Below are 19,201 nucleotides of genomic sequence, written 5' to 3' on the forward strand. Positions count from 1 at the left end.
GTAGGACGCTCTTGACACCGTGCCAAGCTATTTCGTCTTGCCGCGCTTCAAAGGTGCGGTGGAGGCGCGCAGAACAATATCGTGCGGCAGGATCTGATGCGGGGCCGGATCGGGCCAGGAATTACCGTTGAGGGATGGGCCGCCCAGCGGTGACAGGCGGGTGAATAAAAGATCGCCGGCGGCGGCGCCCAGTCTTTCGACCGGCTGTCGAACCGTGGTCAAGGAAGGCCACAACATTTCCGAGGTTGAGATGTCGTCGAAACCAACGATGGAACAGTCGTCGGGCAGTTTCAGCCCCAATTCGTGTGCAACGGTGATGACGGCGGCCGCCATTTCATCATTACTGGCGAATATGGCGGTTGGACGGTCCGAACGGTCGAGCAAACGTTGTGCGCCCGGCATGGCGGCATGATAGCGGAACCCGCCATCTTCGATCAGACTAGGGTCTATGGTCAGGCCCGCCTCGTGCATCGCCTGCTCAAAGCCGGCGAAACGCAGGAGGGTGGCGGAATGGTTTGGCAGGCCGCGGACAAAGCCGATGCGACTATGGCCAAAGGCCAGAAGGTGCTGCGTCAGTTGGTAGGCGGCGCGTTTTTCGTCAATCTTGACCGAGGGCAGGTGGCGCAGTTCGGTCACGGGGGCTACGCGCACATAGGGCACGCCGGCATCATCGAGCACGCCCAGGACAATTTCGTTGTCGGTTAGGGGGGCGGTCAGCACAGCGCCGTCGAGCTTGAGGCGGCGAACCAGATCCTTGGTGCGGCGCTCGATATCGGGGCTTTGATAGTCCAGTTCCTCGACGACCAGATGATAACCGAAATAGTGGCAACGGCTGAGCAGGCCGATCTGAACATCACTGGTGTAGGCCCCGCCGGGATCGCCGTAGAGCTGGGCCACGACATAGGATTTTTCCGGCGTCAGGCTACGCATGCCGCGCGCCGATTCATTGGCCTCAAAGCCCAGCTCGTTGACGGCTTGTCTGACCCGTTCGCGCATGGCGGCCGAGACATGCGGCTCGTCATTTATAACGCGCGATACGGTCTTGATGGACACGCCGGCGCGGGCCGCGACATCTATAATGGTGGGTTTACGGTCGGAACTGTCGGCCATGATGTCTTTGTCTGAATGGGTTTGTGTAAGGCTAACACGCGCAAGAACTGGCTGCAATAGGTGGGTGTCGAGGTAAGGCGCTGATATTGATAAGAAAATTCTCCTCTGAGAGCTGCGGATTAGATTGCGGAAGACAAAATTGTCTTGAATGGCGAAGAATATTGTCAAGATAGAAGGACAATAATTCCAGGACAAAGTGTAAACTACATCATAAAATTATATCAAAACATTAAATAAAACAAACATATGGCGTGTTTGTGTGGTGTTAACTGGTTGTGACAAGGTTGTCATAATTTATTGACGTTTGTTTGAAATTTGTTTAGTCTGGAAACGTCGCAAAACATCCCGAGCAAGACGGGACGCGGTCTTGCGATCTGCCTCGAAATGTATTTGGGGATAGGGTGTCGCCACGGAACAACAGTCGTGACGACAACTCAAAGCGCCTCCTGAGTTCCCGAGACTCAGGAGGCATTTTCTTCAGGGTTTCTGATAAACGCGCACGTAATCGATCTTGAACTGCCACGGCATGGTCGTGTCATCAACGCCGGTCTTGCCGCCGAAATCACCGCCGACCGCGAGGTTGAGTATCAGCATGTGGGCACGGTTGAAGGGCCAACTGGCCGTGTCGCCCTTGCCATCATTGCGGAATTCAAAGAAGAAGCGGCCATCTATGCCTTCCTTGATGACGTCGGGTGTCCACAGGAGACTGTAGGTATGCCATTGGCCGCAGACCGCCGGCATGGCCTTCAATATGCCCTTTTGCGTGCCCTTGACGTGGTTGTAGGCGCCAGTGTGAACGGTGTGATAGATGACGTCCTTGTCCCATCCCACATATTCCATGATGTCGATCTCGCCGTCGTCGGGCCAGCGCATGTTATCCATGGCGGGCAACTGCCAGATGGCCGGCCAGGTGCCGAGGCCGCATGGCAGTTGCGCCCGCACCTCGACATAGCCGTAGGTGTAGGTGGTCTTCGACAACAGACGGGCGGAGCTATAATGCTGGCCGCCCCAGTCGGCCTTATCCTTCAGGTCTTCCCTGCGGGCTTCTATGATCAGATGGCCGTCTTCGATGCGTGAATTTTCCGGCCGCGCGTCGGCATAATATTGCGCTTCGTGATTGGCCCATCCGCGCTTATTGGCCTGGGTGTCGTAGCGCCACAGCTTTGCATCCGGCAGGCCAGGCGTCGTGAATTCATCCGACCAGGTGAGCTTGTAGCCTGAGGGCACGCCGCTTGCTTGATCGATGGTCAGGGTGTCGGCCGCCGGCTTCACGGACGGATCGGCGTAAGCGACCATGGGCAGGATGAGGGCTGCGAGGGGGATCAGTTTTACGAAGGACAGCATACGGTTAACTCCCTGAAAGCGTTCGGTTTGGTGTTGCGCACCATGCCTTTGTGGCTTGATCAGGAGGCTATCAGATTATGTTTATGCAAACCAGACTACAATGGCGCCAGTCAGGAGCAGCAGTGCTACGCTGAGATAGCGATAGTTCTGATACCATTTGACCGTTTTCAGATGCTCTGTTTCCGCCTTCCAGACGTCTTTTGCAAACATCATGTGCCCGACGACGGCTGGGTCGGGCGGCGGTGCGGTGAGGCTGCCGAGAAATAGTGCCACCAGGGAAATCGCGAAAATGACGATAGCAGCGACGAGGAAATGCAAGGGTATGGCGTGGAAGACCTCGACGCCGAAGAACAGCACAAAACTGGATATCGTCCCGACCACGAGGGCTGCGCCGGCGCCTGGCACATTGGCGCGCTTGATGAACAGGCCGGCGATGAAGACCGCAGCGATCGGTGGCACGAAGTAGCACAGGATGGCTTGCAGATAGGACCACAGGTCGCCGAAATGGACGATCTGCGGCGCCCAGACGATCGAGATGGCCATCAGCACAACGGTCGTCACCTGTCCGGTGCGGATCAGCGCCATCTCACTCATGCCGGGGCGCAGCTTGCGGATAAAGTCCATGGTCAGGAGGGTGGAGGTCGAGTTGTAGATACCCGACAGATTGGCCAAAATCGAGATCAGACAGGCGGCGAGGATCAGCCCTACCAGTCCGGGTGGCATCACCCCGAAAACGATATGCGAGAAGACCTGATCGGGATTGTCGAGTTTTGGAAACAAAAGCACGGCCGCAGCACCCGGTATAATGACAAGAAACAGATTGGTCAGTTTCATGGCGCCGCCCATCAGGGACCCCCAACGCCCATGATCGAGCGACTTGGCCGCCAGAACGCGCTGCACCATGATCTGGTTGGCGCACCAGAAATAAAAGCCTATCAGGGGCACGCCGGTCAGGAGGCCCGTCCACGGCATTGAGGGATCACTGGCCGGCATGATCAGCTTCAGGTGTGTGGGATCTAGCGTCTGCATCACATGGGTCCAGCCGCCGGTAACGCTGCCGCCGCCCACGGCCTTGAAGGTAAAGAAGGCAAGGCTGGCGCAGGTGATCACAAGGATCAGACCCTGCACGGACTCGACCATGATGACAGCGCGCAAGCCCCCCGCAATGAGGAAGGCACCCGCCAGTACGGCCAGTAGGGCGCACACCTGCCAAAGCGGCCAGTCGGGGAACATGATCTGGAACAGAACCGCTCCGGCGAACAGGCCGCCGGCGGCGTCCAGAAAAACGCCGAGCGCGACACCGAGTCCCGACACATAGGTCCGGACGAACTTGCCGTATCTTAGTTCGAGAAATTCCGGCACGGTGAAGACCTGCGATCTTATATAGGTCGGCAACACGAAGGCGCAGAAGATGGTGAGCACGATCGCCGCCATCCATTCGTAATTATAGACCGCAATGCCATGGGCGTAGGCCGAGCCGGTCAGGCCAACGAGGGAAGTGGCGGAAATGGTTGAGGCATAGAGCGCAAAGCCGATCCTGGGCCATGAGGCCGAATTGCCAGCGAGGAAGTGATCGCGCGCCACCTGCATGCGTTTGCGATCGCGCAGTCCCACCAGGATCAGCCCGCCGATATAGGCGCAGAAGATGCCGACATCGAGCCAGGTAAGATGGATCGCCAAGGGCATGATGCCTCTTTCCCCCTATTTTTGCGCCAGCCTAACGGATTTCGTCCTAGGCGCAAGTGTCGTCAGCATCGCGATGATATCGCTTGAAACTGTCAGGCCACGCTCTATGGTCACGGGCCTGTCTTTTGTGGAGTGTATCCTGTGAGCTTTATCGCTGCCCTTGTCGTATCTGCCGCGCTTTCCGGCGATGTTGCCATCCTGCATAAATATGACGGTTTGTCCCTGTCGCCCGACGGCAAGACCCTCGCCACCTTCGACTCAGCCGCACCCGTGGGCTCCGTGGCATCGGTGCATTCCGTGCTGACCCTGCGTGATACGGCCGGCAAGATTATCGCCACCAACGATCCTTGTGCCGAGTGCAAGTATGACGCCCTGGCCTGGTCGCCGGACAGCCTGGCCCTGGCCTTTCTGGCGGCTGATCGCAAGTCCGGCGTGACCACGCTCTATGTGCTGGAGGGTAAGACCGCGCGCATTGTGACCACGATCAAGGGCAATGCCGGACGGCCGCGCTGGTCACCCGATGGCAAGACCCTGGCGGTTCTGGCAACGGTCGGCGCACGCAAGGAAACCGGCGCGACGCAAGCGGGTGCCGCCCTGGTGGGTGAAATCGGTGTGGCGGGCGCGATTGATGAACAGCGCATCGCCACCGTGCCGGCGGCCGGGGGCGACTTAAGTTTTGTCTCGCCCGCCGATACCTGGGTCTATGAATATAGCTGGCTGCCGGATGGCACCGGTTTTGTCGGCACGGCCGCCAAGGGCGATGGCGACAACAACTGGTGGACGGCGAAACTGGAAGCCTTCGGACGCGACGGCTCGGAACGGGTGATCGCTGCGCCGAAGCTGCAGATGAACATGCCAAAGGTCTCACCCGATGGTCAGAACGTCCTCTTTATCGGCGGCCTGATGAGCGATTTTGGCGTGGTGGGTGGCGACGTCTACAGCATACCTTTGACAGGCGGAGAATTGCGCAACCTGACGCCGGATTATAAGGCCAGTTTCACCAGCCTGAGTGTGACGAAAAGCGGCGTACTGGCGACCCTGATCACCGGCGGCGATACCGGCGTTGCGCGCATCGACCCGGTCAGGGGTGGCGTGACCGTACTGTCGAGCGGCCCGGTGTCCTCCAGCGCCGGCGAGGGGCGCATGGCGTTCGATACCGCGGGCACCACAGCCGCCGCCGTGGTGGAAAGCTTCACCCAGGCGCCGCGCATCGCTTTTGGCAAGCCGGGGGATCTGAAGCCGGTGACCTCCGACAATGACGCGGTGACGGTCTCGTTCTCGGCCAAGAGCGTCACCTGGACGCATGACGGTTACGAGGTGCAAGGCTGGCTGCTCGCCCCGGCCGATGTGGAAAAGGGCAAGACCTATCCGATGGTCACCCTCGTCCATGGCGGCCCGGCCTCGGCGGTGACGCCGCGCTTTTCGGCGTCCGGTTCGATGTATGAACTGCTCAAAGGCGGCTACTATATCTTCCAGCCCAATCCACGCGGCTCCTTCGGGCAGGGCCAGGCCTTTACCCGCGCCAATGTGCGTGATTTCGGCGGGGCGGATCTGGGCGATATTCTGGCAGGCATCAACGCGGTAGAGAGAATAGCGCCGGTCGATGACAAGCGCCTGGGTGTCTTTGGCCACTCCTACGGCGGCTTTATGACCATGTGGACCGTGACGCATTCCAAGCGCTTTAAGGCGGCCGTGGCCGGCGCCGGCATCGCCAACTGGATCAGCTATTACGGCCAGAACGGCATCGACCAGTGGATGATCCCCTTCTTCGGCGCCTCGGCCTATGACGATCCGGCGATCTACGACAAGCTGTCGCCGATCCGCTACATCAAGACCGCGGTGACACCGACCTTCATCTATGTCGGTGAGCGCGATGTCGAATGTCCGCCGGCACAATCGATGGAGATGTGGCACGGATTGAAGGCGCAGGGCGTGCCGACCTCACTGGTTATCTATGAAGGCGAGGGGCATGGCATCCGCAAGCCGGAACATATCCGCGATCTGAACAACCGCATCACCGGCTGGTTCGATACCTATCTGAAATAGCCCCGAAATAGTCTTGTATCAGGCCGTGCCTAGCCTACATGACAGCCATGGATAAGTTCGGCCCGCTACCGCCTGATCATGTGCCCGACCTGCTGACGACGGGTCTGAAGGTCGTGTTTTGCGGCACGGCGCTGGGTCGCGTCTCGGCGGAGAAGCGCGCCTATTACGCCAATCCGGGCAACTTTTTCTGGCGCGCCCTGCACGAGGCGGGTTTGACGCCGCACCGGATCAGGCCGCAGGACTATGCCTTATTGCTCGATTACGGCATCGGCCTGACGGATCTGTGCAAGGCGCATTTTGGCAATGACAACCAGTTGCCGCAGGGTGCGCTCGACGCGGCGGCCCTGCGCGCCAAGATCGAGCTGTACCAGCCGGACGTCCTTGCCTTCACCAGCAAGACCGGCGCAAGTGTCTTTCTCAATCGCCCGACCGGCCGCATCACGCTCGGTTTCCAGCCGGAGCAGATCGGCCGCACGCGCCTCTGCGTACTGCCGTCGCCCTCAGGTCAGGCGCGCGTCTATTGGAACGCCCAGGCGTGGCAGGATCTGGCGGCGGAGCTCTGATGCGCCTTTGGTGTGTGATCCCCCGATGCTCTTGCTCTTGTGCGCCGATCATGTCTTCTGACGCTTCGAACTAACAAAGGACGTACCACATGACGCTTGACGCTTCCACGTTTGCGATGGCCGGACGCTTCGCCCCCCTGACACGCGACGAGGCGGCGCTGCTTTTGGATGCTTGCGCCGGTTATGGTCAGGTGGTGATACGCATTACAGGCGCGGATTGCGCGCCTTCGACGCAAACGCCGTGGTCCGCAGGCGAACGAGAAGCCATGATCCGTGCGGCTCTGGGCCCGTTAACTGAGCGTGTGACGTTCCAGCATGTCCGCGACTATCGCTATCGCCCTGATCTGGCGTCAAAAGCCATGGTCGAAACCTTACCGGTTGAAAGCCTGCCGGATGTCGCAGCACCTATCCGCGCGGCTTTTCTGCGCGAAGGGCCTGCCGGTGTGCGGGATCTGGTGCCGGAGGCTGTGCTGGCCTGGCTGCAGGCGTTTGCATCAACGCCCGCTTTTGAGCACCTGCACGCCGAGCAGGTCTATATCGACGACTATCGCAAGAGCTGGGCGGTCGCGCCCTATCCACCGATCTTCGTGATGGTGGATGCGGTGATTGAACATGGCGAGCATGTTCTTCTGGTCAAACGCGGTGGCCAGCCGGGCAGGGGGCAATGGGCCTTGCCGGGTGGTTTTGTCGATGACAATGAAACCCTGCTGGATGCGGCCCTGCGGGAGGTCGTTGAGGAAACCGGCCTTGATCTCGCGCCGGGAACTGTTTCCAAGCATTTGCTTGGCAATCATGTCTTTGATGATCCGAAGCGTTCGGCGCGCGGCCGCACCATCACCCACGCCTTTCATTTCCGCTTCTCAGAGGGAGAGGTTCCCAAGGTAGAGGCTGCAGACGATGCTGCACAAGCCCTTTGGGTGCCCATTTACAAACTCGAAAGCCTGCGCGATCAGCTCTTCGAGGATCACGGCGATATTCTTGATTATTTCGGCCTTATAGCCAGCGATGGCGGTATGCGCGGCGACTAGATATATTTCGCCACGAAATCGGCATGGCGCATCTGAGCCGCGGCGGTGCGTGCCATGATATCGCGCAGGGAGTTGAGCGCCTTCACCACATTTTCCAGCGGCAGGGCGTCGGCTAGCGGATCGTACGCGGTGGGCATGATGCCCTGTCCCATCATGACCGCCAGCCAGTTCGGCAGCTTGAAGAGCTCCTGCTCCGTGACAAACACCCGGCCACTTGCGGCAAAAAGCGCCATACGGTGCTTCAGGCTGTCGGAGACAGTGTTGTGTTTGTTGTAAGACCAGAAAGGTGTGTCATCGCGTTCCGTCGCTTTGTAGTGCAGGACGAGAAAATCACGGACGTCTTCGTAATCGAAGGCTGTCTGCTGGTTGAAAGTCTCGATCAGTTCCGGTTCGAAGCCCATATCGGGTAGGCACTTAATCAGCTTGGTGACGCCTTTCTGGATAAGATGGATCGAGGTCGATTCCAGCGGCTCCAGGAAGCCGGCCGATAGACCAATAGCGACGACATTCTTTTTCCAGGCTTTGGCGCGCCGGCCGGTCTGGAAACGAATGAGGCGCGGATCGGCCAGGGCCTTGCCATCAAGATGGCGCATAAGCATGTCGGTGGCGTCATCATCGCTGACGAATCCGGAGGAAAAGACATAGCCGTTGCCGGTGCGGTGCTGCAAAGGAATGCGCCATTGCCAGCCTGCGTCGCGTGCGGTTGAGCGCGTATACGGGGTGAGGTCACCGACGCCTTCGCACGGCACGGCCACGGCGCGATCGCAGGGTAGAAGACTTGACCAGTCGATATAGCCGGTCTTGAGTGTCTTCTCGATCAATAGGCCGGCAAAGCCGGTGCAGTCGATAAAGTAATCACCGGCCACCTCACGGCTATCGCTTAGACTGACGCCTGTGACGAAGCCGGTTTCAGGATGCTGGCCGACATGAGTGATCCGGCCTTCGATGCGCGTGACGCCGCGTGCCTCGGCATAATCCCGCAGATATCTGGCATAGAGTGAGGCATCGAAATGATAAGCATGGCGGACGGTCGAGAGCGCGCTGGCCGGATCGCTGGAGGGGGGGGCGAAGCGGTTGTCACGCGCCAGCAGGGCGCTCAGGCAATAATCGTCAAGGTCACCGCCATGCCCGGCAGCGCGCGCTTTAAGCCAATAGTGGTGAAAATCGCACGCATCGAGCGGATGACCATAGATGCCAAACGGGTGGAAATAGCGGTGGCCTTTGCGTGTCCAGTCGACGAACTCGATGGCGAGCTTGAAGGTGGCCTGCGTGCGGCGCATGAAGTCGCGCTCATCGATGCCGAGAAGTTGATTGAAAATAGCAAGTGGCGGGATGCTGGCCTCGCCAACGCCTATGGTGCCGATTTCATCGGATTCGATCAGGGTGATGCGCGTGCTCGTCTTGCCGAGAAAGCGCGACAGGCCCGCCGCCGTCATCCAGCCGGCCGTACCGCCACCGACAATGACAATGTGACCGAGGGGCTCAGCCATGCACGGCGTTGAGAAAATTATCGGACGGGCAATGCTGGGCGATGAACTGGGCGTGCGTCGGCAATTGCGCCACGACCTGCCGTATGCCGTCGCGTCGCTTCTGCACCAAAGCGCGTAGTTCGGCTTCGGATATGCGGTCGGCCAGTGGATCGTAGGCCTCAGGGATCATACCCTGGCCATTATAGATGGATATCCATGACGGTTCGGCGAAATGGTCGTATTTGCGCAGGATGACCTCACCGCGTCGGCGGTAGAGTTCCATCTTGTAGGACAGATCGTCCGGGATTGGCATGTCGGCGCAGTAACGCCACAGCGCTTCATCGCGACGGTTGAGACGGTAGTGCAGCACGATGAAATCGCGAACCTTTTCATAGGCGTCGAGCGTGCGGGCATTGTATTCATCACGCAGGAAAGGATCGATATCGCGGGATGGAAACAGTTCCAGCAGGCGGATGATGCCGAGCTGTATAAAGTTGATGGAGGTTGATTCCAAAGGTTCCAGAAAACCGGAAGAGAGCCCGACGCAGATGCAGTTCTTATCCCAGAACCTGTTGCGATGGCCGGTGACGAACCGGATCAGCGTGGGGTCTTTGAGCGCGGGCGCGTCGAGATTGTTCAGCAGAATGTCGCGGGCGGTATCATCGTCCATAAAGCGACTGGAATAGACGTGGCCGTTACCGGTGCGGTGCTGGAGCGGAATGCGCCATTGCCAGCCCGCCGCATGAGCGGTTGAGCGCGTGTACGGGATCAACTCCGTATTCTTTAGCCCTACCGCTGAGTTACTTGTGGGCTTTGATGTCGGCACGGCCCATGCGCGGTCCACCGGCAGGTAGTCCGACCAGTCAGTATAGCCTGCTTTGAGCGCGCCTTCGATCAGCAGGCCGCGAAAGCCGGTACAATCGACGAAGAGATCCGCGGTTTCCATGCTGCCGTCGTCAAGCGTGAGGCTCTCGATCGAACCGTCCTCGCTGCACAGATTGACTGCACTGATCTTCGCGTTACGACGTTTCACACCGCGCGCCTCGCAATGGCTACGCAGGAATTTGGCATAAAGCGATGCGTCGAAATGAAAGGCGTAGCTGTAATCGTGCATCGGCGAGCGCGGATCCGGATTGGGCGGAAAGAACTTGCCGGCATAGGCCATCTGGGTCGCCAAGCTGTAGGCTTCCAACGGTGTGTGATCCCCCGAGGCCCGGAGCTTGCGCCAGATCTGGTGCGCGGCGAGCCCTTCGTGCATGGCGCCGTAGTCACCGAAGGGGTGGAAATAGCGGTTGCCCTTGTGCCCCCAGTCACGGAATTCGATGCCGAGCTTGAAGGTGGCCTCGGTGGCGCGGATGAATTCGGCCTCATTCACGCCGATATGATCGTTGAAAACGCGCATGGTCGGTATGGTGGCTTCGCCGACGCCAATGATGCCGATATCCTCGGATTCGATCAGCAGGATTTCGACCGTTTTGCCGAGGCCCGCCGTCAGCGCCGCCGCGGACATCCAGCCGGCGGTGCCGCCGCCTGCAATGATGATCTTCCGGATAGGTTCGGCCATGTTCGTCTCCCGCAGGGCCGTTATAGTCGCTTGGTCCTTACATAAAAAGCCCCTTCCGATGGGTACAGGAAGGGGCCAGGTCAGGAGAAGCCGTCCGGGGAGGACGAAACCGGCTGGACGAGGACCGGTTTCGTTACATCGATGCGTTTAGTACGTGGCGCGCAGCACGACGGAGATACGACGGTCCGTCTTGATGGCCGAATACCATTGGGTTTCCAGCGGGTTGGTCAGATCGCTGGATACCAGTTGCTTGGTGGTGGAGTGACCCAGATTCACTGCCTGGACGCCGATCTTGTAATTCGCATTGATCGTATAGAAGATTGAGCCATCGAGCTGACCATAGTCGTCAGACCACAGCGGACGATTTACGTTGGCTGCCGACGTGGTGTAGAGGTATTTGGAACGCCAGTTGTAGGCCAGGCGAGCCGAGATACCGTACTTTTCATACATGAGCGCCGCATTGTAGCTGTCCGGCGACATGCCTTCCAACGGCAGGGCGTTGAGTGCGCTGCCATCGGTTGCGCCGGAGTTACGGCCACCCGACGAGTTGATATGGGTGTAGTTCGCCTGGACGCCCAGGCCATTGAACGGCGCGGGAAGGAAATCGTAGAACTGCTGGTAAGCGACTTCGAAGCCCTCGGCCTTACCTTCGACACTTCCGTTGAAGCGGCGCGCCACTTCAAAGTCAAGGGTGATGCCGTTGTTGGTGTAGGTTTCAGTTTGGGTACCGTTGTAGATGTAGTTCGACAGGTCCTTCTTGAACAGATCCACCGTGAAGCTGCCGGTGGGCGAGAAATACCATTCGGCCGTGAGGTCATATTGATTGGCTTCAATCGGCTTAAGATCGGGATTGCCACCCGAACCTGTCAGTTGGTAATCCGTCAGTTCCCCGGCAGTTGTCAGCGTGAAGCTGGAACTGAGAGCTGTATAGGGGCTCAACCAGGCGAGATCAGGACGAACCATGCCTTTGGATGCAGCAAAGCGGAATTGAAGCTGGTCGCTCCATTTCAGGCGCACATTCAGGCTCGGCAGCGTGTTCGTATATTTATGGCTCCCGCCGTAGGACTGGAAGAAGGGATTGCCATTGCCACCCGTGAAGGTGAAGACATCATTGTAAACATCGCAGTTGGTCACGCAGGGCTGGGCCGTGGTCGGCACCGCCATGTAAATGTAGCTTTCACCGTCAGATTTGGTCTCTACGACGCGAACACCGAAGTTACCATCCAGGATATGACCGTTCACTTCTCCGCCAAATTTGGCTGTGATATAGCCGGCCGTTGTTTTTTCGTTTTGCGAATTAAGACCATTACCGTTTGTACCGCCGGTGAAGTCCTGGAGCGGACTCCAGCCCCAGCCCGAGGTGTTCGCGGAAGCCAGCATGGCAGCGGTTGCAGCCGTGCCTTGATTGACGACGGAGGCGTCCGGGAACACCACTGTGCCTGGAACAGGCACGTCGCCATTCATGAAGTTGCTGAAATCGCGTATGTCATAGGTACCTGAACCCGTATCGGTTGCATACTCGGTATTGCCGGCATTGCCCCAGTATTGGGCAGACAGGAAGCCCCAGTTGTAAGTCGATTGGCGGGTAATGTAGTCCTTGTCCGTTGTGCGGACGCCGAACTTGAAGCTTTTGAGCCAGCCTGCATCGATCTCGTAGTCGCCGTCGATACGGGCGGCGATTTCCTTGCCTTGGTTCTTTTCGATATGATCCATCGCAGCCGACCACCAGTAGGTCGACGGATCGGCAGTGGTGTTGGGCGATGAAATGCCGATCACCGGTAGGTCACCGCTGATATCGATTGACGCGTCTACCTTGTTGGCAATTTGCAAAAACGCCGTGTTCGAGAGCACATTGGCGGTGGAGCGAACATACTGCACGTCGCCCGCAAGTGTCAGCTTGTCATTCACATTCCAACGGCCGTGCAGCGAAACATCGGTCGTTTCATTATGGTCTTCGCCGTAACGTGTATTCGACGTGATGCCCGCATTTTTGACCGTACCGCTTTTGAAGACGCCGTTGGAGTCATATTGGTAGGTAGCCATGGAATCTGCCGACGAAAATTCGCTGCTGTCGTTATAGAAACCAACATTGTATTCGGTGTTCTTCGGCTCGGCTTTGGCATTCAGCACCGAAAGGGTGAATTCCAGATCATCGCTCGGGCGCCATTGCAAAGCGCCATTGATGGCGGTGCGCTTTTGGTTCCATTCGATGGTGCGCCAGCCCATTGTATTCGGTATCAACTTGTCGCCAACCTGATTGTAACGATCAACGGCGATGACATTGGTCATATTGCCTTCGCTGACCAGCGAATAATTAAGCAGTGCGCCGATTTCACCGATCGATGTATCCCAGCGGTTCGAATAGATGGCGCTGGCGGAATAGTGGTTCTTCTTTTGCAGATCGCCTTCGGTCGCGTCGACAGAGAATGCCATGATAGGTTTCTTCTGGTCAAAAGGCAGGCGTGTGCGCAGGTTAACCGTGCCACCTATGCCGCCTTCGATCATGTCAGCCGATGCGTTTTTGTAAACGTCCACGCCGGCGAGCAGGTCGGCGGAGACGTCACCCCAGGACAGGCCGCGACCGTTCTTGGCCGAGAAAATATCTCGTCCGTTGGTTTCAGAACGCACCCATTGCAGGCCGCGGATTTCGACGCCACCGGCTTCAGCCGTCATGCGGATCGGATCATTGGCTTCAGCCGCGCGCTGGATGGTGACGCCGGAAATGCGTTGCAAAGCGTCGGCGACCGAACGGTCGGGCAGGGCGCCGATATCGACGGCGGTGACCGAGTTGACGATGACGTCCAAATCTTTTTTGATCTTTTGCGAGCTCTTGAGCTGGGCGCGTTGGCCGGTGACAACCACGATCGTTTCGTCGGCCGCAGGGGCGGGTGCCGCGGCATCCTGCGCGTGAGCCATGCCGCTAAGCGACAGAACGGCCAGAACGGCCATGGAAGCGGTGCCTGTGAGCAGGCCCGATTTTTTCGTAGAGGTTATCATAACATCTCCCTGGTGATCCTTGGCGGCCGCCCTTATTAGGTACGATCGCCGACTAAACAACATGCAGAGGCAGGGAAAGGATGCGTCGCGTTGACTCCGCGTGCATATGAAGCAGTATTTAAATGTAAAACCTTAATTCGGCCTGTTTAGGCCGGCATCAAGCGTTCGCCAATCCTGAATTCTTTCCCAACTTTTGCAGACACGATACTCGCCGGCGGCTTTCGCTATGGTAGCGATCACAGCCCTGGGTTCGCGTTCGTTGACAACGTTATCATACAGTCGGAAAAGTAAAAGTTCTTATTCCGGTTTGTCATATAATTGATGGTGTGTTGCCAAAAATGACACACAAACCCTTGAAATAACACAAACTATTTTAAGTGTGATAAATTGAAGTTTATAAATTTCAAATTTGAAACTCATTTCACACACGTAACATATCCGTGCTAATTGATATCGGTAAATCTACTATAGGAAATTTAATATAAATATTCACCTTAAAGTATTTTGCATGTGAATGCGCTTTCAGCATTTTGAGCATCAGAACACCGCCCTTCGAAAGGTCCGTCTGTGACATAAATGCGCGTATCGCCGTTATTTCGCCGGTGAGGCGATACAGATGACGCCTCATGCGTTGCGCATTGGTTAATATTTGTTAACTCTAGGGCGGGGACGCCAAAATGGCATCCGGTTCTACGGGGGTAGACGTGGGCTCGTTATTACCTGACTCGGTCGATGTGGCGGCGGGGCTGGTCTTTGTGTACCTGCTGATGAGCCTGCTCACCACGGTCGTGCGCGAGGCGATCGAAGGTCTGTGCAAGCGACGTGCTGTCAATCTCGAAAAGGGTTTGATCGAGATCCTGTGCGATCACCCGCCCGAACATGCCACCAGTAAGACAGCCAAGGTGGGGCCGGATTTCACCGGCTACGAGATGCTGAAAAATTTCTACGATCACCCGCTCACCATGTCGCTCTATCGTGGGCGCTACACCGCGCCCAACAAGCGCACACTGTTCGGTGGTCGCCACCTGCCATCCTACATCCCGAGCGGTCACTTCGCGTTCGTCGTGCTTGACATGCTGGCCAGTCGCGGCGGTCAGCAGACCGAAGGCCGTCTAGATCCGCAGGCCATCCTGACCGCCTCGCGTGACCTGCCCAATGCCCGCCTGGCCAAGATGGTTCAGTTCGCCGTCAGCAATTCGGGGGGGATATCGACAAGGCGCGGCTGTTCATGGAGAACTGGTACAATGCCACGATGGACCGCGTGTCAGGCTGGTATCGCCATGAAACCCAGACCCTGATCTTCTGGCTGGCGCTCGTCGTCTGTGTCGTGCTCAATGTCAACACGGTGGTTATCGCCCAGAGCCTTTATCTCAGCCCGTCCCTGCGCAAAGCGGTCGAGGCGTCGTCGCAGCAATATTACACCACGCACTCGACGCTTGAGACCTCGGCGATGACGCTGGAGTCATCGAAAAACCCCTTGAGCGCCCTCGACCTGCCGCTGGGCTGGAACGACACGACGATCGACACCATGAATCACCTTTTCCGCTTTTGTAGTCCGAAAGCTTCGGGCGGTTGTCCGGAGCCGGTCAAGGTGACGAAGATGCCGAAGTGGGCCGGCACGACCTGGGATAACCTGCCGACCAAGCTCAGCCAGTCATGGCAGAATATCTCTGAGCGCACGGTTAATCTCTACAGAGGCACGCCGTCACTCGGTGACAATGCCCTGTTCAACATCCTGCCCTTGATCTCACTCTTTATGGGCTGGCTCATGACCGCCTTTGCCGTCACACTGGGCGCGCCGTTCTGGTTCGATATCCTGTCCAAGCTGATGACCGTGCGCTCGACGCTCAAGCCCAAGGATGGTGGTGGCGGTGTGACCGGCTTTGATGGTCTGGGCGCGCTGGCCACGGCCTTCGCTCCGGCGCCGGCCGCAACGCAAACAATGGCGCAGCTTGACTATCAGCCGGCACTGGTGGCTTCCTCGGGCGCCACAGCGACACCCGACGATGGCGACCTGGCCTATCTCAAGGCGCTCGATCCCGCCATGCGCCCGCGCGACGCTTGAAACAGGGCAGGGGGTCATGACCATCATCACGCCCGAACGGTTGCAAGCGCTGGCCCCGTCCATCCGTATAGATCGGGCTGCGGCCTATGCACCAGCGCTGGAAGCTGCGCTGGCCATGGGCGAGATTACGACGCGCCTGCGGCTGGTGCATTTCCTGGCGCAACTGGCGCATGAGAGCGGCGGGTTTCGGGCCTTGGTGGAGAACCTCAACTACAGTCCCGAAGTGCTGCTGGCCGTGTTCCGTGCCCGTGTGCAGACGCTGGCCAAAGCGCAGGAACTGGTGGCGGCGGGCAAGGATGTGATCGCCGAGTTCGTCTACGGCAATCGTCCGGCGCTCGGTAATATCAATCCGGGTGATGGCGCGAAGTTCATCGGACGCGGCTTTATCATGATCACCGGCCGCGCCAACTACACCACCTATGCGGCGCTGATCGGCCAGCCTCTGCTCGATCAGCCAGCGCTGCTGGAAAACCCGGTTTATGCCGCACAAGGCGCGGCAGCCTTCTGGAAGCAGAATGGGCTGAATACCCTGGCCGATGCCGATGACATTGAGGGCATTACCCGTATCGTCAATGGCGGCGTCAATGGTCTGGCCGATCGTCAACAATGGCTGGCGCGCGCCAAGATGGCCTTTCCGGCCCTGGCGCCGGCCGAGCCCGCCAACAGCTTCAGTCAGTATTTCACGCTCGATGAATTGACTCATACCGAGCATCGCACCATCGACAACACGCCGCCGCCCGAGATCGTGACGACCCTGAAAGCGACCGCGCAGCAGATGGATCACGTGCGAACCCTACTCGGCAAGCCGATCCGTGTGAACAGTGGCTATCGCTCGCCTTCGCTCAATGCGGCGGTAGGCGGTGCGCCGACCTCTGCCCATATGGCTGGCTATGCGGTCGATTTCGTCTGTCCGGGGTTCGGCACGCCGCGACAGATCTGTCAGAAGATCGTGGCGAGCGACATTAGGTACGATCAGTTGATACAGGAAGGTACCTGGGTGCACATCTCGTTTGATCCGCGCTTACGCATGAAACAGATGACCGCCACCTTTACGGCGAACGGAACGGTCTATTCGGACGGCGTATCTTAGGCAAAGTTCGTGTCGATGGTGACGCCCTGTTTCAGCGTCTTGGTGACGGGGGTGCGTTCGGTTACCTGCGCCAGGCGTTCAAGCTGCTCAGGACTTAAATCCCCATCCAGCTTGACCGTGCGTTCGATGATCTCCTTGTCGCCGTCGCGGTAAAAATGCAGCGCCACATCGATGCTGCGTAAGGTCCAGCCCTTTCGGTCAGCATACATCCGAAGCGTAATGGCGGTACACGAGGCGAGGGCCGACAGCAGGAAGTCGTAGGGTGCCAGTCCCACATCCTTGCCGCCATTGCTGTAGGGCTCATCGGCGAGCAGGGTGCGACCTGAGACCTTGATGGTGGTGGCGTAAGCATCGCCGGTGGAAATATGGGCAGTCGCGCGGGCCATTGTGGATATCCTGTGGATAAAGGGCGCGGCCCTTTTCGACCGCGCCCCGGGAGATTTAAGCCTTGCCATGATGGCTGTCGAGATCAAAACAGGCCGGGCCTCTGATGACGGGTCTTCCCCCTTGAGAGGGGCGCCCCGTCACAATTAACCGTGCAGCTTGATGGCCGTTTCGGCGATCTTCTGGCCCTGATAACGCGCGCCGGTCAGCTCATTCTCGGTCGGCTGACGCGAACCGTCGCCGCCGGTGATGGTGGAGGCGCCATAGGGGCTGCCGCCGGTCACTTCATCCAGCGTCATCTGACCGGCGTGGCCATAGTCCATGCCGACCACGACCATACCGAAGTGCAGCAAAGAGGTGATGATCGAGAACAGGGTGGTTTCCTGACCGCCGTGTTGCGTGGCGGTCGAGGTGAAGGCGCCGCCGACCTTGCCATGGAGCGCACCGCGCGCCCACAGGCCACCGGCCTGGTCGAGGAAGGCGGCCATTTGCGAAGCGAGGCGACCAAAACGCGTGCCGACGCCGATGATGATGGCGTCATAGTTTTCCAGATCGGCGATGGTGGCGATCGGCGCTTCCTGATCGAGCTTGAAGTGCGCGGCCTTGGCCACCGCTTCTGGCGCGGTTTCGGGCACGCGCTTGATGTCGACCAGGGCGCCGGCGGCGCGGGCGCCTTCGGCCACCGCCTTGGCCATGGTTTCGATGTGACCGTAGGATGAATAGTAGAGAACAAGAACCTTAGCCATGATGATATTCCTTGAGGTTGAGGGGAGGGGTTTAAAAGGTGTCGATGTTAAAAAGCGAGAGGGAAAAGGCTCCAGAACCACTCTATGGTTCTGGCAAGGCCGAGTGCCCGCCCGAGCTCATGCGAGGAGCCTGCGTGGCCTATGAGTGCATCAGATAATCTGTCCCATGCGGCCGGCGTAGTAGTCGCGGACGGTGCGTTCCATCTCATCGATGGTGTTCATGACAAAGGGGCCATGACGGACAATGGGCGCATCGAGCGGATCGCCGCCGACGATCAGGATTTCACTGTCCTGATCGGCCTGCAGGGAGACTGTATCGCCCGCGCCGAAGCGCACCAGGTCGCCAGGCTCGACCGTCTGGCCGGGCAGCATGGCTGCACCGGTCATGGTGTAGAGCGCCAGTTCCTGAGCAGCGTGGGTATCTAAAGTCATCGATCCGCCGGCTTTCAAAGACACATGGATGACCACGGGGTTGCCATGGCTAGTCAGCGGGCCGGTGACATCACCGACGTGACCAGCGACGATACGAGCGTGCGCCTTGTCGCCTTTGATCAGTGGAATGTCGCTGGCGACGAAATGCCGATAGGCCGGATCGTCGTGCTTTTTACCCTTGGGCATGTTGAGCCAGAGCTGAATGCCATGGTTGCGGCCACCTGTGCGACGGATCTCGGCGTCGGGGCCTTCGTCATGGACGATGCCGCGGCCGGCGCGCATCCACTGGACTTCTCCGGGCTGCATCACGCTGGTATTGCCCAGACTGTCCTTATGGATGCTGCGGCCTTCCAGCAGCAGGGTCAGGGTTTCAATGCCGGCGTGCGGATGGGCCGAGGCGCCCTTGGCTTCACCAGGCAGGAACGCGATGGGACCGAAATGATCGAGGAAGATGAAGGGACCGACCGCCTCATAAGCCTTGGCAGGAATAGCACGGCGTACTTCAAAGCCGTCGCCTTCCAGGGTTCGGAAAGCGGTATGCGTGCTGGTGATAGAGCGCTCTCTGGTTTGGGTCAGGGTATCCATCGGGGCAATCTCCTTGAAAAGGTGTCTGCGTGGTGTGTCGATGAGTGATATTTAAAACAATTGCGCTGACCTGAAAATCAGTATAATTTAGA

At 58.5% G+C, this 19,201-nt stretch carries 15 protein-coding genes; 6 read left to right on the forward strand and 9 right to left on the reverse strand.

Translation table 11 applies throughout. From position 1 onward, the window contains the following. Positions 1 to 27 precede the first annotated feature (27 nt). From ABQ278_RS17255 to ABQ278_RS17265, 3 genes are all read right to left on the reverse strand, one after another. Complete coding sequence (locus tag ABQ278_RS17255; protein ID WP_349322270.1) at positions 28 to 1,110, reverse strand: LacI family DNA-binding transcriptional regulator; 1,083 nt, start codon at positions 1,108 to 1,110, stop codon at positions 28 to 30. 477 nt (positions 1,111 to 1,587) lie between these two features. Beyond that, positions 1,588 to 2,454 carry a glycoside hydrolase family 16 protein gene (locus tag ABQ278_RS17260; RefSeq protein ID WP_349322271.1) on the reverse strand — a complete coding sequence of 289 codons (867 nt, stop codon included), beginning with the start codon at positions 2,452 to 2,454 and terminating at the stop codon, positions 1,588 to 1,590. A gap of 81 nt (positions 2,455 to 2,535) precedes the next feature. Further along, entirely contained in the window at positions 2,536 to 4,140 is a 1,605-nt protein-coding gene (locus ABQ278_RS17265) for a sodium:solute symporter family transporter (RefSeq protein WP_349322272.1), read from the reverse strand. A gap of 141 nt (positions 4,141 to 4,281) precedes the next feature. On the opposite strand from ABQ278_RS17265, the gene ABQ278_RS17270 reads away from it, so the two are divergent. The 3 genes from ABQ278_RS17270 to ABQ278_RS17280 all read left to right on the forward strand — a co-directional run bounded on the left by ABQ278_RS17270 (position 4,282) and on the right by ABQ278_RS17280 (position 7,777). Continuing rightward, positions 4,282 to 6,186, forward strand: a complete 1,905-nt coding sequence (locus tag ABQ278_RS17270; RefSeq protein WP_349322273.1) for a S9 family peptidase — start codon at positions 4,282 to 4,284, stop codon at positions 6,184 to 6,186. A gap of 47 nt (positions 6,187 to 6,233) precedes the next feature. Then, positions 6,234 to 6,749 (forward strand): mismatch-specific DNA-glycosylase, encoded by a 516-nt coding sequence (locus tag ABQ278_RS17275; protein ID WP_349322274.1) that lies wholly within the window; start codon positions 6,234 to 6,236, stop codon positions 6,747 to 6,749. Positions 6,750 to 6,838: 89 nt separating this feature from the next. Next, a complete protein-coding gene (locus ABQ278_RS17280; RefSeq protein ID WP_349322275.1) occupies positions 6,839 to 7,777 on the forward strand; it encodes an NUDIX domain-containing protein in 939 nt (312 codons plus the stop codon). On the opposite strand, the gene ABQ278_RS17285 is transcribed toward ABQ278_RS17280, so the two are convergent. The 3 genes from ABQ278_RS17285 to ABQ278_RS17295 all read right to left on the reverse strand — a co-directional run bounded on the left by ABQ278_RS17285 (position 7,774) and on the right by ABQ278_RS17295 (position 13,807). Beyond that, positions 7,774 to 9,267 (reverse strand): tryptophan halogenase family protein, encoded by a 1,494-nt coding sequence (locus tag ABQ278_RS17285; protein ID WP_349322276.1) that lies wholly within the window; start codon positions 9,265 to 9,267, stop codon positions 7,774 to 7,776. The two genes, ABQ278_RS17280 and ABQ278_RS17285, sit on opposite strands and share 4 nt — an antisense overlap. Continuing rightward, positions 9,260 to 10,810: a tryptophan halogenase family protein gene (locus tag ABQ278_RS17290; RefSeq protein ID WP_349322277.1), complete on the reverse strand. Its 1,551-nt coding sequence runs from the start codon at positions 10,808 to 10,810 to the stop codon at positions 9,260 to 9,262. The genes ABQ278_RS17285 and ABQ278_RS17290 overlap by 8 nt, the downstream gene beginning before the upstream one ends. Positions 10,811 to 10,957: 147 nt before the next feature. Continuing rightward, positions 10,958 to 13,807, reverse strand: a complete 2,850-nt coding sequence (locus tag ABQ278_RS17295) for a TonB-dependent receptor (protein WP_349322278.1) — start codon at positions 13,805 to 13,807, stop codon at positions 10,958 to 10,960. A 704-nt stretch (positions 13,808 to 14,511) separates the two neighbouring features. On the opposite strand from ABQ278_RS17295, the gene ABQ278_RS17300 reads away from it, so the two are divergent. From ABQ278_RS17300 to ABQ278_RS17310, 3 genes are read left to right on the forward strand one after another with little or no spacing between them, the layout of a single operon-like run. Further along, entirely contained in the window at positions 14,512 to 15,105 is a 594-nt protein-coding gene (locus ABQ278_RS17300; RefSeq protein WP_349322279.1) for a hypothetical protein, read from the forward strand. Next, positions 15,036 to 15,872, forward strand: coding sequence for a hypothetical protein (locus tag ABQ278_RS17305; RefSeq protein WP_349322280.1), 837 nt, complete (start codon positions 15,036 to 15,038; stop codon positions 15,870 to 15,872). The genes ABQ278_RS17300 and ABQ278_RS17305 overlap by 70 nt, the downstream gene beginning before the upstream one ends. Before the next feature lie 16 nt (positions 15,873 to 15,888). Beyond that, on the forward strand, positions 15,889 to 16,962 hold the full coding sequence (locus ABQ278_RS17310) for a D-Ala-D-Ala carboxypeptidase family metallohydrolase (RefSeq protein ID WP_349322281.1): 1,074 nt from the start codon (positions 15,889 to 15,891) through the stop codon (positions 16,960 to 16,962). Here ABQ278_RS17310 and ABQ278_RS17315 read toward each other — a convergent pair. The 3 genes from ABQ278_RS17315 to ABQ278_RS17325 all read right to left on the reverse strand — a co-directional run bounded on the left by ABQ278_RS17315 (position 16,959) and on the right by ABQ278_RS17325 (position 19,109). Beyond that, the gene (locus tag ABQ278_RS17315) at positions 16,959 to 17,348 is read right to left on the reverse strand and encodes an OsmC family protein (RefSeq protein ID WP_349322282.1); all 390 of its coding nucleotides are present in this window, start codon (positions 17,346 to 17,348) and stop codon (positions 16,959 to 16,961) included. The two genes, ABQ278_RS17310 and ABQ278_RS17315, sit on opposite strands and share 4 nt — an antisense overlap. 144 nt (positions 17,349 to 17,492) lie before the next feature. Then, entirely contained in the window at positions 17,493 to 18,092 is a 600-nt protein-coding gene (gene wrbA, locus ABQ278_RS17320) for an NAD(P)H:quinone oxidoreductase (RefSeq protein WP_349322283.1), read from the reverse strand. Between the two features lie 150 nt (positions 18,093 to 18,242). After that, on the reverse strand, positions 18,243 to 19,109 hold the full coding sequence (locus ABQ278_RS17325) for a pirin family protein (RefSeq protein ID WP_349322284.1): 867 nt from the start codon (positions 19,107 to 19,109) through the stop codon (positions 18,243 to 18,245). Between the last annotated feature and the right edge of the window lie 92 nt (positions 19,110 to 19,201).

Origin of the sequence: Asticcacaulis sp. MM231 (assembly GCF_964186625.1) — a bacterium.
Lineage (GTDB): Bacteria > Pseudomonadota > Alphaproteobacteria > Caulobacterales > Caulobacteraceae > Asticcacaulis.